General features: G+C 43.7%; 13 protein-coding genes. 10 read left to right on the forward strand and 3 right to left on the reverse strand.

Going from position 1 to position 15,835, the window contains the following annotated elements:
• Positions 1-116: 116 nt before the first annotated feature.
• Together MHI12_RS15760 and MHI12_RS15765 are read right to left on the reverse strand one after the other, a co-directional pair.
• The gene (locus MHI12_RS15760) at positions 117-1,493 is read right to left on the reverse strand and encodes an MmgE/PrpD family protein (RefSeq protein ID WP_405173005.1); all 1,377 of its coding nucleotides are present in this window, start codon (positions 1,491-1,493) and stop codon (positions 117-119) included.
• Between the two features lie 163 nt (positions 1,494-1,656).
• On the reverse strand, positions 1,657-2,616 hold the full coding sequence (locus MHI12_RS15765; RefSeq protein WP_405169659.1) for a LysR substrate-binding domain-containing protein: 960 nt from the start codon (positions 2,614-2,616) through the stop codon (positions 1,657-1,659).
• A gap of 232 nt (positions 2,617-2,848) precedes the next feature.
• On the opposite strand from MHI12_RS15765, the gene MHI12_RS15770 reads away from it, so the two are divergent.
• The 4 genes from MHI12_RS15770 to MHI12_RS15785 are packed head-to-tail and all read left to right on the forward strand — an operon-like array spanning position 2,849 to position 7,329.
• Positions 2,849-3,406, forward strand: coding sequence for a DJ-1 family glyoxalase III (locus tag MHI12_RS15770; RefSeq protein WP_353882985.1), 558 nt, complete (start codon positions 2,849-2,851; stop codon positions 3,404-3,406).
• 12 nt (positions 3,407-3,418) lie between these two features.
• A complete protein-coding gene (locus tag MHI12_RS15775) occupies positions 3,419-3,973 on the forward strand; it encodes a DJ-1 family glyoxalase III (protein ID WP_036615521.1) in 555 nt (184 codons plus the stop codon).
• Positions 3,974-4,000: 27 nt separating this feature from the next.
• Positions 4,001-5,902, forward strand: a complete 1,902-nt coding sequence (locus tag MHI12_RS15780) for a glucose PTS transporter subunit IIA (RefSeq protein WP_047843086.1) — start codon at positions 4,001-4,003, stop codon at positions 5,900-5,902.
• A gap of 11 nt (positions 5,903-5,913) precedes the next feature.
• A complete protein-coding gene (locus MHI12_RS15785; protein ID WP_405169660.1) occupies positions 5,914-7,329 on the forward strand; it encodes a 6-phospho-beta-glucosidase in 1,416 nt (471 codons plus the stop codon).
• A 114-nt stretch (positions 7,330-7,443) separates the two neighbouring features.
• Here the strand turns inward: MHI12_RS15785 and MHI12_RS15790 are convergent, their stop codons facing one another.
• The gene (locus MHI12_RS15790) at positions 7,444-8,802 is read right to left on the reverse strand and encodes an alkaline phosphatase (protein ID WP_405169661.1); all 1,359 of its coding nucleotides are present in this window, start codon (positions 8,800-8,802) and stop codon (positions 7,444-7,446) included.
• Between the two features lie 358 nt (positions 8,803-9,160).
• Between MHI12_RS15790 and MHI12_RS15795 the strand changes: the two genes are divergently transcribed.
• The 6 genes from MHI12_RS15795 to MHI12_RS15820 all read left to right on the forward strand — a co-directional run bounded on the left by MHI12_RS15795 (position 9,161) and on the right by MHI12_RS15820 (position 15,812).
• Positions 9,161-10,240, forward strand: a complete 1,080-nt coding sequence (locus MHI12_RS15795; protein WP_405169662.1) for a 1,4-beta-xylanase — start codon at positions 9,161-9,163, stop codon at positions 10,238-10,240.
• Between the two features lie 52 nt (positions 10,241-10,292).
• On the forward strand, positions 10,293-10,958 hold the full coding sequence (locus tag MHI12_RS15800) for a family 43 glycosylhydrolase (RefSeq protein ID WP_405173006.1): 666 nt from the start codon (positions 10,293-10,295) through the stop codon (positions 10,956-10,958).
• Between the two features lie 232 nt (positions 10,959-11,190).
• Positions 11,191-11,508, forward strand: a complete 318-nt coding sequence (locus tag MHI12_RS15805; protein WP_405169663.1) for an ArsR/SmtB family transcription factor — start codon at positions 11,191-11,193, stop codon at positions 11,506-11,508.
• Positions 11,505-13,973: an FAD-dependent oxidoreductase gene (locus MHI12_RS15810; protein WP_405169664.1), complete on the forward strand. Its 2,469-nt coding sequence runs from the start codon at positions 11,505-11,507 to the stop codon at positions 13,971-13,973. The genes MHI12_RS15805 and MHI12_RS15810 overlap by 4 nt, the downstream gene beginning before the upstream one ends.
• 142 nt (positions 13,974-14,115) lie before the next feature.
• On the forward strand, positions 14,116-14,442 hold the full coding sequence (locus tag MHI12_RS15815; protein WP_253508665.1) for a metalloregulator ArsR/SmtB family transcription factor: 327 nt from the start codon (positions 14,116-14,118) through the stop codon (positions 14,440-14,442).
• 68 nt (positions 14,443-14,510) lie between these two features.
• Entirely contained in the window at positions 14,511-15,812 is a 1,302-nt protein-coding gene (locus tag MHI12_RS15820; RefSeq protein ID WP_405169665.1) for an arsenic transporter, read from the forward strand.
• The last annotated feature ends 23 nt before the right edge of the window (positions 15,813-15,835 follow it).

Consider the following 15,835-nt stretch of genomic DNA (forward strand, 5'->3'; position numbering starts at 1 on the left):
CAAATTCGAAATAGGCATGTGTGAGTCCAAACGTTAAAAAGGCCGCTTATCCAACAAGGGTAAGCGACCTTTTTTAGCGCATTTAGTAAACTTACATTAATGCAGTTTAAATTCGTTTAAAAACGGAGCAGCTTATCCACATGATTCATATGTTCCAGATTACGAATAAACTCGTATCGTTCTTGTTTTGTTCCATTAAATGGTGTTTCTAAAAGAAATTGATTGAATTTCTGTTCAAGCATATTCCAGCCAAACGGAGTTTCCATATCGCCTAGAGGTACAGGCATCCACCGTTCATATATATTGCCATCATGTGTTGTTATAACAACATGGGCAGCGCAAAAATGAGTCGGATGATCAGCCAGATATTGCTGCACTTCATCATCCAGGGTTACTGTAATTTTTTGCACCAGCTCCTGAACCTCCGGATCGGTGAAGCTATTGAATATTAATTCCTCTGAGTCCATACGACCGTATTTGAGAGCCACGGCTGAAGTGAATTGTGTGCTGGCCTGTGCTCCGATTGCGGTCTTGGGCTTAGGATTCGTCAGACGATATACAAATGAAGAGGTCCTCACATCAACAGACTTGATCTTGGATGGTGTTAAACTATAGTCTTCGCGAAGTTCCAACATAGCATCCAGAGTGGCGTGTAATCCACGCTGGCAGGCATGACGTTTGAAATAAATGTCAGTCACTTTAAAATCAGTTCCCCGTCCTTCCAGCACATGACTTGTGTCACAATGCCCGCTTGTTCCTTTGAAGGCCTGGAAGAATCCATATTTTCCTTCCAAAGCTGCATCAGGACCTGTGAAACCACAGGATGCCAGTCTCACGGCCCTTAATCCGGTCAATGCCGCCCAGCCGCTGCATAAAATTTTCCCTGAAGTTCCATCATTCTGATATTCAATCAAACCTCCTGTGAACAGAGAAGCAATCCCCATCGCATCCTTGGTCTGCTTGGCATCTGCATTTGTTAATTTACTTACCAAGGCCGCTGCTGCGACAGCACCGCATACCCCGGTAGCATCAAATCCTTTTTCCCGGTACATAAATGGATTGATCGCTTCGCCTAACCGAGCATATACGTCATAAGCCGCAACAATGGCGGTGATCATCTGTTTCCCATCGTTTCGGTGGAGCTGAGCCATACTTAGCAGGAGCGGAACAAGCACAGATCCAGGGTGGCCCATGGCGTGGCGATAGCCGTCATCCAGGTCTGCACAACGTGCCATCATGGTATGAATGAAGACAGCATGATCTGTGCTAGTGCGGACATCCTGTTCACCAATCAATGAGACCAAGTCTTCATTTTTAATAATAGAGTCTGCCAATCTTGCGTATTCCAAAATACGTTCACTTGTTTCAGAGTATCGACCAAATACCATATTACCGTAAGAGTCCAGTATTACCTGTTTACCTACTTCGATAGCCCTCTCGGAGAGATCCTCATATTGAAGACGGGTTATGTAGTTGGCAAGTTCTACAATCATATGATTCACAACAGTTCACCTCGTTATTTTGACTTCAATCCGCAAATACACGGGAAGTTTACATAACAGAAATATAAAGTTGTCATGATGTTGAACTCAAGCACAAGTTAACTGCACTAACTCAACTTTTGTATGCACATAAGTAATTGAACGCCAATATGATTCAATTGCTTTGATGTAATGAAGGGGTGCAATAACGTTTGACTATTTTTTTCAAATCCTCTACGTAAGAGGGGAAAATTTTAGATTTGTGATAGATCAATGCGAGCGGGTGAAGATAAGAAAAATCAGCGATTGGAAATACATGAAGGTGAGAATTCGTATGATTAGACTCATTTAATGCATGAATCCCTGAAAGATACATCGTTAATGAAAAACTGGCTGCGTAATCCTCAGCACACAAAAGGTGATGGATATCCGGTTGCGTCAATTCGTTAATACAATGCAGGGATATGTTACGTTCAGCGAGATGTTTATCGAGCAAAATACGGGAATTGAAGTTTTTCTTATTCAGAACAAAGGGTACATGTTGAAACAGACTCAAATCCGCACCCTGGTTAAATGTTTCGATGCACTCGGGATATTGATCAGGGAAATACTGCTTGAGCAAATTGTCCGAGATTACCATGTACATCTGCTCAAGCAGAATCGTTTCATACTTTACATTTTGCGTTACGATATTGTCCACACCCGAGAGAAACAGATCCAGTGAATTGTTTAACACCATCTCCTGCATTTGCGGTGAGGTTGTACGATGAATTTTAAGCTCCACTTTAGGATGCAGGGCATAAAACTCTTTTAATAATTTCGGCACGATAATGGGATAGCGGCCTTCGGTAATGCCAAAATGAATCGTGCCTGTCTTATCCTCTTTAAGATCAGTAAGTTGATTCTCCATGTTTTGATCCAGCAACTCAATTTGACGAAGCGTATCTTGCATAATTTTCCCCGCTGCTGTCAGCGCAATTTTAGGTTTTCTTTCGAAGAACGCAACACCATGTTTTTCTTCTAAGCTTTTTAGGTATTTGCTGAGTGATTGATGGGAAATATATAGTCGTTTCGCTGCATTGGAAATGTTTAACTCTTCGGACAGAATCAAAAAATATTTATAGTTATTAAGCATGCATACCTCCTGAGGTAATCTTCTGTGTGACTCTGATGTAAATACTATAGATGCATCACGGTTAAAGATCATCATACTGCAACTATTAGTTACATACAAGCAATCTAAATGTGCTTTGGGGTTGCGAATATCTATGATAAATTATGAATGTATTCACGATGTCCATAGCGGTGTAAGCGTGAGCAATATGCAAATGTCTGCTCCAAAATATAATTAACAGGAGGTTATGTGCGTGAGTAAAGTTGCAGTTCTATTAGCAGAAGGATTTGAAGAAAGTGAGACCCTGACGATTGTTGATATTTTGAGAAGAGCACATATCGAATGTCACATGATTAGTACAGCGGGTGAAATGGTTTGTGGTAGTCATGACATCGTGGTCAAGGCTGATGCGCTCATCAGTGAAGATGCTAAAACCTACGATATGATTGTACTCCCTGGAGGAATGCCCGGGGCCGCTAATCTTCGTGATGATGACCGTGTAATTCAACTTATTCAGGAAATGAATCAGTCCGGCAAATATGTAGCAGCCATGTGTGCAGCACCTCTTGCACTAGGCAAAGCAGGTGTGTTGGAGAACAAAAATTTTACCGCTTATGTAGGTTATGATCAGAAAATTGAAACGAGCGGTACTTTTAAAGAAGATATTGTTGTTAAAGATGGAAATCTGATTACAAGCCGCGGCCCCGCGACGTCTTATGCTTTCGCTTTTGCATTAGTGGATGCCTTAGGCGGAGACAGTATGGCTGTCAAAAATCGTATGGTATATTTCAATGCATTTGATGCTGAATAGGAGGGAACTGAAATGACGAATAAAGTAGCAGTATTGATGGCGGAAGGTTACGAAGAGGGCGAAACGCTGACGATTGTTGATATTTTGAGAAGAGCTGGATTAACCTGTGACACGTTTTATTTTGGCGATAAGCTGGTTAAGGGCATGCACGGCATCTTTGTAGAAGCAGACAAACCTTTTGGCGAAGAAGTAAAGCAATATGACATGATCGTTCTGCCGGGAGGCCGCCCAGGTGGACAAAACCTGAAGGAAAATCCGGATGTGATTGACATGGTGCAGTACTTCAATCAGAACAATAAGTACATTGGCGCAATGTGTTCCGGTACGGTGGTACTGTCCGATGCAAAGGTCATTGAGGGCAAACAGGTAACAGGTTATGTAGGGTACGCTGAGAAATTGATTGGCGGCATCTTCAAGGATGAAGTCGTCGTAGCTGACCAGAATCTCGTTACAAGCCAAGGGCCTGCAACACCTTATCCATTTGCATACAAAATTGCAGAAATCTTCGGCAAAGATACATCAGGCCTACGTGAAAAGATGTTATACAACTTTGCCGGAGGCAAGTAAAGACAGCTAAGAGGGCGGGGGAATCATATGAAAACAGAGGAATTGGCTAAGGAGATTATCGCTAACATTGGACAGGATAATATTACGTATGCCACGCATTGTGCAACCAGATTGAGATTCAACGTAAAAGATGAGTCTCAGGTTAACTTGAAAGCGCTTGATCGACTGGAAGGTGTCCTGCGAGCCCAGTTTAACAGCGGTCAGTTACAGATCATCATTGGCGCAAAAGTGAAAAGCGTTTTTGACGCAGTAAGTGAAAAGCTTGACTTGGAAAATCAGGACATTGAAGTGAAAGCAGTACAACAAAAAAAGAATGTGATTTCCCGAGTCGTGGAAACGGTGGCAGGTATATTCGGGCCAGTCATTCCAGTGTTGATTGGGTGCGGTATGGTGAAGTCTGTGCTTGCAATCCTGACGACAATGAATCTTCTTGAGACAACAAGTGGTGCGTACCAAACCTTTAGTCTGATTAGCGATCTTATTTTCTATTTTTTCCCCTTCTTCCTTGCAGTCAGCGCGGCCAAGAAGTTCAAAACCAACGAATATCTGGCTGTGGCCCTTGCCGGGGCTTACATGTATCCCACCATTATGGAAGGTGCAGCAAAAGTGGCAGAGACGGGTGTTACCAGTTTAAGCTTTTTCGGCCTTCCATTATTGCTCGTGAACTATAAATCAACGATCATTCCGATTATTATTTCGGTTTGGGTGATGAGCTACGTCTACCGATTTGTTAATAAGCGAATACCCGATATGTTTAAAATTTTGTTTGTGCCGATGATTGTGTTGTTCATTATGGTTCCACTTGGATTAATTGTTTTCGGACCTTTAGGAACCTACTTCGGCAGTGGAGTTGCTCAAATTGTAACGTATTTGTATACGGTGAATGGCGTCATTGGTGCATTTTTATTTGGAACATTCAGACCCCTTCTAATTATATTTGGCATGCATTACGCGATTACTCCAATTAACAGCCAGCTGATTGCTGAATATGGATACTCGGTAATTTCACCTGCGAACTTGACTGGAAATCTGGCTCAAGCCGGGGCATGTATTGGTGTATTCCTCTTATTGAAACATAAAGCGAGCAAATCCAGTGCTCTATCCAGTGGTGTAACGGCGATGTTTGGTATTACCGAACCGGCTATCTTCGGATTCAACCTTAAGTACAAGCGCCCATTTATCTGTGCAATGCTTGCAGGAGGTATCGGAGCAGCTTACATCAATTTCTGGGGTGGAGGAGCAACGGCTCTGATTCTGCCAGGTATCCTGGCCTTGCCAACCTATATCGCTGACAGTTATATACACATCATTATCGGGGTAGCAATCAGCATTACGCTTGCACTGGTTGCCGTCTTGATCTGGGGAATTGAAGAAGAGATTCCAGCTCCAGTTACTGCAAGTGTTGGCAATGGAACAGATGGTTCTGCTGCCGCTAATGTGATTACGTCGACCTCAGAATCCCATGCTTTGACTCGACCAACCGGAACACTAATCATTGGCTCTCCGATTAACGGGATAGTTAAAAATATAACGGAAATCGACGATCCCATCTTTGCTCTGGGGAGCGGTGCTGCAGTTGAATCAATCGATGGCAAAGTATACGCGCCATTTGACGGTAAAGTTGTATCGCTGTTCCCAACCAAACATGCCATTGGACTGATGTCGAATGAAGGAGTGGAGATGCTTGTTCACGTAGGGATTAACACCGTCAAGTTGAAAGGAAAGCATTTCACAGCTTATGTGCAGCAGGATCAGGTGATTAAGCAAGGAGATCTGCTGATCGAATATGATCATGAAGCTATTCGGGCAGCAGGATTTGATACGGTCGTGCCCATCATTATATCAAATACTTTTGAATATCAGAGTGTTGAGCAGATTGCTGAGGATCGAGTTGTCCAAAACGAAGCATTGTTACGCATTCACGCTTAGAGGTGGTTAATATGAGTAAATTATCTGAAGACTTTCTTTGGGGAGGCGCTGCAGCGGCCAACCAGTTAGAAGGTGGATGCAATGAGGGCGGCAAAGGAGTCAGTGTTGCAGATGTCATGACAGCAGCAACACATGGCTTGGAACGAAGAATTACACAGGGAATTGAGGAAAATGTATATTACCCTAGTCATCAGGCTAGTGATTTTTATACAAGATACAAGGAAGATATTCAGTTGTTTCATGAGATGGGATTCAAATGCTTTCGAACCAGCATCGCGTGGACTCGGATATTTCCAAACGGAGATGAGACGGAACCGAATGAGGAAGGTCTGCAATTCTATGATGACTTGTTTGACACCTGTTTGGCATACGGGATTCAGCCAGTAGTCACCATATCTCACTTCGAAATGCCATATCATCTAGTGACGGAATATGGGGGATGGCGCAATCGTAAATTGATTGACTTTTACTTAAACTTCTGCGAAGCAGTCTACACCAGATATCGGACAAGGGTTAAGTACTGGATGACGTTTAACGAAATCAATATGATTGTGCGCAAGCCATGGAAGCCGGGAGGCATTCAGTGGAACGATGGGGAAAACAAACTTCAGACCATGTACCAGGCTGCGCATTATATGCTGATAGCCAGTGCCAAAGCAGTCAAGCTTGGTAAAGAGATCAACCCGGACTTTATGATCGGCGGCATGTTCCTTCATCCAACATCATACGCAGCTACATGCGACCCTGATGATGTGCTTGCCCAGGTCAAAAAACTTCAACAAGCTTACTTCTTTCTCGATGTACATGTCAGAGGCAAATATCCACGCTCATATTATGGGTTCCTGAAGCAGCATCAATTGGAAATTGAAACTGCTCCTGAGGATGAATTGATTCTGAGAGAAGGAACCGTAGATTATATCGGATTCAGTTATTACTCCAGCTCTGTCGTTATGGCTAATCCAACCGATCAGGACAAGAGTGAGGGGAATGAAATAAGCGGTTATAAAAATCCGCTCTTGCCTGCCAGTGAATGGGGATGGCAGATTGATCCGGTAGGTCTCCGGATTACATTAAACTGGCTGTATGATAAGTATCAGATCCCGCTATTTATTGTAGAGAATGGTTTAGGCGCAGTGGATACGCTCGAAGAGGATGGGTCAGTGCATGATCCGTATCGGATTGATTACCTTAGACAGCATGTGAGTGAGATGAAAAAAGCGATTCTGGAAGACGGGGTCGAAGTGATAGGTTACACTCCTTGGGGTTGCATTGACCTTGTCAGTGCCGGAACAGGAGAGATGAAAAAGAGATATGGCTTAATCTATGTCGATAAAGACAATGATGGAAAGGGTTCATTAAAGCGAGTTAAAAAAGATTCTTTCTACTGGTATAAAGAATGTATTAAAAGTCAAGGGAAGATAATATAACACTTCGTCAAGTACACGAATGATCAATTAAAAGCCCTTGTCTCCATCGGCAACAACTGGAGACAAGGGCTTAAGCTTTTTCAAAGTTTTACCCGAAATTTTTAGGGATTTTTTTTACTGGTGCTTGCTGAGAATATCAAATATGATCTTGGCATTATCTGTGTTGTCGATCAAACCGGCGAAGCGATGACTTGCCGGACCGTAGGCATAGACCGGAACATCTTCACCTGTATGTCCACCTGTTGTCCAGCCCGTAAATGAACGGTTATCAATAATCGCTTCAATGGCATTATCAATCTTTGTTATATCCGCAGTTTGGGCTGCTTCTTTCACCGATTGAATCTCTTCAGGTTTCAACTCCAATTTCAGATAACTTTTCAGTGTTTCTTCAACCGAAGCACCTTTTGCAATTTGTGCTGCCATGAAGTCAGGTGTGCGCAGTGCAGCTTTGATCGGGTCTACGAAGAAGTTGTATTCTCCGTCTTTTCCAAGCGTAAGTCCACCCGTGGAGTGGTCGGCAGTAGCTACGACAAGTGTTTCACCGTCTTTTTTGGCAAAATCAATAGCTGCCTGAAATGCTGCTGCGAAATCTTCCATTTCACTCATCGCGCCAACGATATCATTATCATGTCCTGCCCAGTCGATCTGGCTGCCTTCGACCATTAGAAAGAATCCTTTGTCGTTCGAACTGAGGCGATCAATCGCTGTATTGGTCATCTCAGCTAATGATGGAGTTGCAGCAGTACGATCAATCAACTTGTCCAGCCCTCCGTCCGCAAACAGTCCAAGAACTTGTTGATTCTTATCAGCAAGGAGAGAGGAACGATCCGTCACATAGCTGAATCCGGCCTTCTGGAACTCCTTCGTCAGATCACGACCCTCGCGTACAAAATTGGATTTCCCTCCACCCAGAAGTACATCCACCTTATGCTTGCCATTAATCAACTCATCATAATAATCGTCCGCAATTGCATCCATATTTTTTCGACTGATATCATGGGCACCAAATGCAGCTGGTGTGGCATGAGTGATCTCCGATGTAGCCACGAGTCCGGTGGACTTGCCGTTGTCTTTGGCCTGCTCAAGTACCGTTTTGACTTCCTTCTGCTCAGGGTCAACGGCAATGGCCGCATTGTATGTTTTCACGCCCGCGGACATGGCCGTTGCTGCGGAAGCGGAATCCGTTACATTTTGTTTATCATCATCCGGATAGGTCATTTGTGCTCCAACCAGATAAGGGTCGAATACGGTTTTGTCCATGCCCTTAGTTGAAGGATCATCTTTCATATAACGGTAGGCGGAAGTATAAGAGGTCCCCATGCCATCCCCAATGAGGAAGATGATGTTCTTGATTTGTTTTTTCTCCACACTTACAGCTTGAACGGCACTTGCTTGTCCGGCAGACAAGAGAGTAGAAGCCGATACAGCCAGAGTCAGCGCTACCGCTGGTAATACTCTTTTGGATAATTTCACAATGATTCCTCCTCGTAATATCTCAACAACAAAAATGAATGCATGAATCTATATTCATTTGTTCATCATTAAGAAGATTAGCATTTATATGTAAATGAACACCAAGAACTTTGTATACCTGATGTAAATTAAACAAATACGGCGATAACTTTAATTTTTTTTGCATGAGGAGCAAGTCAAACATTCCAATTAGGACATATGTTTCCGGCGAAAGATTCACATGATCTTCTACATACGAGATTACAAAAATATACTCATCCCGCTGTTTTTGAAGTATGATACAACATAAGTAGAACGCTTTCATTTTTATATTACTGTTAGTATACAATCAATTTCATTTTCAGGAGGCTCTTTATCATTGACCAAAACAACTCCAAATTATGATGGGTATCTCTTTGTACATTTTATTGGCGAACAACCAGACGGAGAGCAGGTTTATTTCTCCTATAGCGAGGATGGTCTTCACTGGAAGGACCTTAATGGCGGATCGCCTGTGCTGTTTTCCGACCTTGGAGAAAAGGGGGTACGGGACCCGTTTCTGGTTCGTTCAGTCAAGGATAATAAATTTTATCTGATTGCTACGGATCTCCGCATCGCAAGCGGCAAAGGATGGACTCATGCCGTTAATGCCGGGAGCCGTGACGTAATTATATGGGAATCCAGCAATCTCGTGAACTGGTCATCCCCATGGAACGTTACACTAGGTGTTGAGGGCGCTGGATGTGTCTGGGCACCAGAAGCTGTGTATGATGAAATGGCAGATGAGTTTCTTGTATTCTGGGCTTCTGCGACGCAGGAACTACAGGAGCAAGAACGAAAACAAAAAATATACAGTGCTCGCACAAAAGACTTTCGTACGTTCTCTGCATCGGAAAAATACATTGAGCGGGATAATCATATTATTGATACAACGATTCTTCCTGCGGATGGCTCTTATTATCGATACTCCAAGGATGAAACAACCAAAAACATACGGGTAGAAAAAGGAGTCTCTCTCGACAAAGGGACATTTGTTACACTTCAAGCTCCGGTACTGGAGGCTATGGCAGGTGTGGAGGGACCTCAAATCTTTAAATTCAATGACCGGGAGGAATGGTGTCTGATTGTTGATCGATTTGCTGAAGGCAAGGGTTATCTTCCTCTGCTGACTACGGATCTGGGAAGTGGAGAATTCCGAATCGTCCCTGATGGTGAATTCGATATGGGAACGACTCAAAAGCGGCATGGAAGTGTCCTGCCAATCACAGCTGAGGAGTGCAGCCGGCTTCTCGCGGCTTTTGGGGATGGTCATCAGGTGCTTCCCGGACAATATGCCGATCCTGATGTCGCACAGTTTAGGGATCGTTACTATATGTATCCGACAACAGATGGCTTCGAGGGGTGGTCAGGGACACAGTTCAAAGTGTTTTCTTCTTCAGACCTGAAGCATTGGCCTTGATCTGGGAACAGAGGATGTCGCCTGGGCAACCGGTAATGCCTGGGCACCGGCAATTGCCAGCCGTAACGAAAAGTTCTATTTTTATTTCTGTGGCAAAATGCGGAACGGCGACAGTGCCATTGGCGTTGCTGTAGCGGATACACCGATTGGTCCATTCCTGGCCGAGTCGCAACCTTTGATCACAATGGAGCAGTTGAAACGTCTGGGCATTGCTATGGGCCAAGCTATTGATCCCTCCATCTATGTCGAAGATGATGGAAGACCGTATCTGCTATTTGGCAATGGACATGGTGCCATTGTGGAGCTTGGTGAAGACATGATAAGTGTCGTTGAGGACACAATGAGCAATCTGGCGGGCTTGCATGATTTTCGTGAGGCGGTAACCGTGTTGAAGCAGGGTGGACTATACCACTTTACATGGTCCTGTGATGACACAGGTAGCGAAGACTATCATGTGAATTATGGTACGGCAGAGCAATTATATGGTCCAATTACCTATCGATACCCAATCCTGAGCAAAAATGTGGAGAAGGGCATGCTGGGAACAGGTCATCACTGTATCTTTAATGAAAATGAAACCGGTCAACTACGGATTGCCTATCACCGTTTTGTAACGCCACTATCCAGATTTTCATCTGGAAAGGGGTATCACCGCGAAATATGTATGGACCCGATTCTTTTTGGTAAGGACGGACTGATTCAGCCGGTCATACTCTAACATAAAACGTTCAGTTAAATCACTATTTTATGAAGAACTGATACAGCATGATTGCCTGTCAAATGTCGCTTTTAGCGGTTTTGGCAGGCATTTTTATCATCCACCTGGAACAAGCCAAAACAGTAGGGTTGAGCGTGTATGGAACTTATTAAACGCATTAACTCCAGAATACATTTGACAGAAGAATCAATAAATCGTATTATTACGATATAACGATTTAGGAGGAATACTTTTGAACACTCCCGCTTTTGACAGCAATAACATTAAACAGTTGTTCGATGAACCAGCTAATCTGCTGAAAGCTTTGTCTCACCCCATTCGTTTATGCATTGTGCGGGGACTGATGATGAAAAAAAAATGTAATGTTTCTTATATGCAGGAATGTCTGGATCTTCCCCAATCAACAGTCTCACAACACCTCCAGAAACTTCGTAGTGCAGGTATTGTTGCTACGGAGCGGAATGGTCTTGAAGTGAACTATGTGCTTGCCGATCAACGGGTTGAACAGATTATCAAAACTTTATTTGAAAAGGATGATTGTGAATCATGAGCAAAAAAGTACTCATTGTTGGCGGTGTAGCTGGAGGGGCATCTGCAGCTGCACGTCTTCGCCGTCTGAATGAACATGCCGAAATTATTATCTTCGAGAAGGGACCCTATATCTCATTTGCCAATTGTGGTTTACCTTATTATATAGGTGGCACAATCGATGATCGAGAGCGTCTGCTGGTGCAAACGCCAAAAGGGATGGCAGATCGCTTTCGTATCGATGTGCGTACAAGAAGTGAGGTCGTAGCTATTGATTCGCAGAAGCGAGTGGTTAAGATACAATCCCAGGAGCGCGGTGCATATGAAGAAAGCTATGACGAGTTGATATTGTCACCAGGTGCAAAACCGATCATTCCCGATCTGCCGGGCAAGGACAATCCACTAATTTATACCGTACGAAGTATTCCTGATATTGATCGGATCAAAGAACAGGTGAGTTCTTCTAACAACCAATCTTCGATCGTAATAGGCGGTGGGTTTATAGGCGTGGAAATGGCTGAGAATTTAAAGGAAGCTGGTCTGGATGTAACGCTGATTGAGGGGAACGCACAAGTACTCACACCCTATGATACCGAGTTAGCAGCCGCATTAGCACAGGAAATGGAGAATCATGGTGTAAACCTGCTGTTTTCCAAACGTGTTCAGGGATTTCATTCCCTAGAGCAGGGCATAGGGGTTGAACTTGCCGATGGTCATGTGTTGACAGCTGACATGGTTATTCTTGCGATAGGCGTAACGCCGGACACCTATTTTTTGAAAGATAGCGGCGTTTCGCTGGGTGCACGTGGACATATTATCGTAAATGAAGCCTTGGAAAGTAGTGTGCCACATATCTATGCTGTTGGGGATGCCATCGAAGTTACGGAAACCATTCATGGTACGAAGGCAACGATTCCACTTGCCGGCCCTGCCAACAAACAAGGCCGTATTGTTGCTGACCGTATCGCAGGGCTTCCTTCTACCTATAAAGGAACACAAGGTACGTCCATTATCAAAGTCTTTGGAATGACCGCAGCCACGACAGGCAGTAATGAAAAAACACTGCAGCGTCTCGGCGTGGAATATCAAACCGTTATCGTACACCCTGCTTCTCATGCATCGTATTATCCGGGTTCAAGCGCAATTACTCTTAAACTGCTGTTTACTCCGGAAGGTAAAATTTTGGGCGCACAAGCAGTCGGTTATGATGGAGTGGATAAACGAATTGATGATATTGCTGTAGCCATTCATTTCGGAGGACATGTCCGGGATTTGACAGAGCTTGAACTGAGTTACGCGCCTCCTTATTCGTCTGCCAAAGATCCCGTGAATATGGCTGGATATGCAGCAGAGAATATGATTACCGGACGTGTTCAGACGTTCACCTATAATCAACTGGCTGATCGTCAGCCGGGGCAGTCGATACTTCTGGATGTTCGCAGTGAAATTGAGCATCAAAATGGTCATATTCCGGATTCACTCTCTATTCCAGTTGATGAGCTTCGTCAACGGTTAGATGAATTAGACCCATCCAAAGAAATCTGGCTATACTGTCAAGTCGGCTTACGTGGTTACACCGCTTCGCAAATTTTGCGTCAGCATGGTTTTAGCGTGAAAAACTTGAGTGGTGGTTATAAAACATACCGTCAAGCCCAGTTTAAGCCTGCTCCCTTTACTGCTGCAAAACAAGATCATCATGATCCTGCGGTGGACGTTAAGGAAAAAAAGTCTATTCCCACTGCCTCAACACAGCCGCAACGTATTGATCATGACTTGAACGTATGCGGATTAAGTTGTCCCGGTCCGCTAATACAAGTGAAGCAAAAAATGGATCAACTCTCGAACGGGGAAACCCTTCGCGTGAAAGCTTCCGATCCAGGCTTCTATGAAGATGTCAAAGCATGGGCCACGATGTCGGGTTCCACAATCTTGCAGTTGGAAAGAATGAAAGGCGGTACCATTGAGTCCGTCATTGTAAAAAATACAGCACAACCCGTATCGGATTCCCCCATCAGCGATCCTGCCAGCACGATGGTTGTCTTCAGTGGTGATCTGGATAAAGCGATCGCCTCACTCATTATTGCTAATGGGGCAGCAGCGAGTGGACGGAAAGTAACCCTATTTTTCACTTTTTGGGGATTGAGTATTATTCGTAAGCAGCAACCGCAGAAGTTATCCAAAACTATGATCGGCCGTATGTTTGATATGATGCTGCCTCGCGGGAGCCAGAAGCTTGGCATGTCCCAAATGAATATGCTTGGAGCAGGCCCGAAGATGATCCGTGGTTTGATGAAAAAACATCAAGTGCCGTCGTTGGAGGAATTGATTGAGAGCGCAATTACACAAGGAGTAGAGATCGTTGCCTGCCAAATGTCCATGGATTTAATGGGAATTCAGCGTGAAGAATTAATAGACCAAGTCAAGATTGGTGGGGTCGGTTACTATCTTGGACAAGCATCACAAGCCAATCATAACCTGTTTATTTAAAAATTAATCACAAACTCCAAAAAGCGTTGATTCGAATTCGAACCAACGCTTTTTGGACTTAATCATCAAGTAAACATTGACTTCATTTTTTTGATATTATAATATAAGCATACACTTATATGTAGTCGAAGGAGGAAGTGCTATGGATTCTATGCAAGAGGTAGCGGATAAGCTTAAATTGCTGGGTGATAAAACACGTCTTACGATCCTTACACTCCTCAAAGAACGTGAATGGTGCGTGTGTGAATTTGTAGAGATTTTAGACATGTCACAACCTGGAATTAGTCAACATTTGCGCAAGCTGAAGGATCAAGGCTTGGTTAAAGAAAATAAACGTGGTCAGTGGGTATACTACTCTTTAAATGTAGAGAATACACCCTATATTACATCTGTCCTGGAATTGATGCCGGATACAGCAACTATTCTTAAATCGTTAAATAAAGAAAACTTTACTTCAGGGTGTAATTAATTTTTGTTCAATATATAAGCATATCATTATATACAAATACAAAATTAAGATGAACTGAAAGGGGGTATATGGTTTTGTTTTCTACGCTGTTAGCCTGCATCATCTTTTTGATTACACTTGTACTCGTTATTTGGCAGCCTAAAAACCTGTCCATTGGTTGGTCTGCTTGCGGCGGAGCAATCCTTGCTTTATTTGTGGGTGTGGTCAATTTGGAAGATGTATGGGATGTGACACAAATCGTATGGAACGCCACGCTTGCTTTTGTGGCAATCATTCTGATCTCATTAATTCTGGATCGTATTGGCTTTTTTGAATGGGCTGCCTTACATATGGCCAAAGCCGCTCATGGCAATGGTGTACGAATGTTTGTCTACGTCTCCATTCTGGGAGCGGTGGTTTCTGCTTTCTTTGCCAACGATGGAGGCGCACTGATTCTGACACCGATTGTTCTAGCCATGGTACGTGCACTGAATTTCGATGAGAAAAAAGTATTTCCATTTATTATTGCCAGTGGATTTATTGCGGATACAACTTCCTTGCCGCTGGTTGTAAGTAACTTGGTCAACATTGTGTCTGCAGATTTCTTTGGTATTACGTTTATGGAGTATGCAGGAAGGATGTTTGTTCCAAATCTGTTCTCGCTGGCGGCGAGTATCGGTGTACTGTATCTCTTTTTCCGCAAGAGTATTCCCAAACGATTTGATGCCAGTGAATTGAAGCCTCCGGTATCTGCCATTAAGGATATGAAAATGTTTCGGCTGTCATGGGTGGTGTTGGGGGTTCTTTTCATTGGATACTTCACCAGTGAATTCGTCGGTATTCCTGTATCTCTTGTAGCAGGTGTTGTTGCGATATTCTTCCTGATCATGGCTTCCCGGAGTTCTGCTGTACCAACTACATTGGTTGTCAAAGAAGCGCCGTGGGCCATCGTATTTTTCTCCATCGGCATGTATGTCGTGGTTTATGGTCTACGTAACGTAGGTTTGACCGATCTGTTGGCCGTAGTTATTCAGGCTGTGGCTGATCAAGGATTGTTCGCTGCAACAATGGGTATGGGCTTTATTGCGGCAATCATTTCATCCCTGATGAACAATATGCCTACCGTGTTGATTGATGCGCTTGCCATTGATGCAACCACAGCTACAGGGACTGTTCGGGAGGCGCTTATCTATGCCAATATTATTGGCTCGGACTTAGGTCCCAAGATTACCCCAATTGGTTCACTCGCGACCCTTCTCTGGCTCCATGTTCTTAGCACCAAAGGTGTCAAAATCTCATGGGGCACTTACTTCAAGACGGGTATCATAATCACGATTCCGACTCTGTTTATTACGCTAGTGGGTCTGTATCTGTGGTTAAGCATTCTATAAAAGCAATCTATAATTCAAATAAC

It is taken from the genome of Paenibacillus sp. FSL H8-0280, assembly GCF_045040665.1.
GTDB classification, from domain to species: domain Bacteria; phylum Bacillota; class Bacilli; order Paenibacillales; family Paenibacillaceae; genus Paenibacillus; species Paenibacillus xylanexedens_A.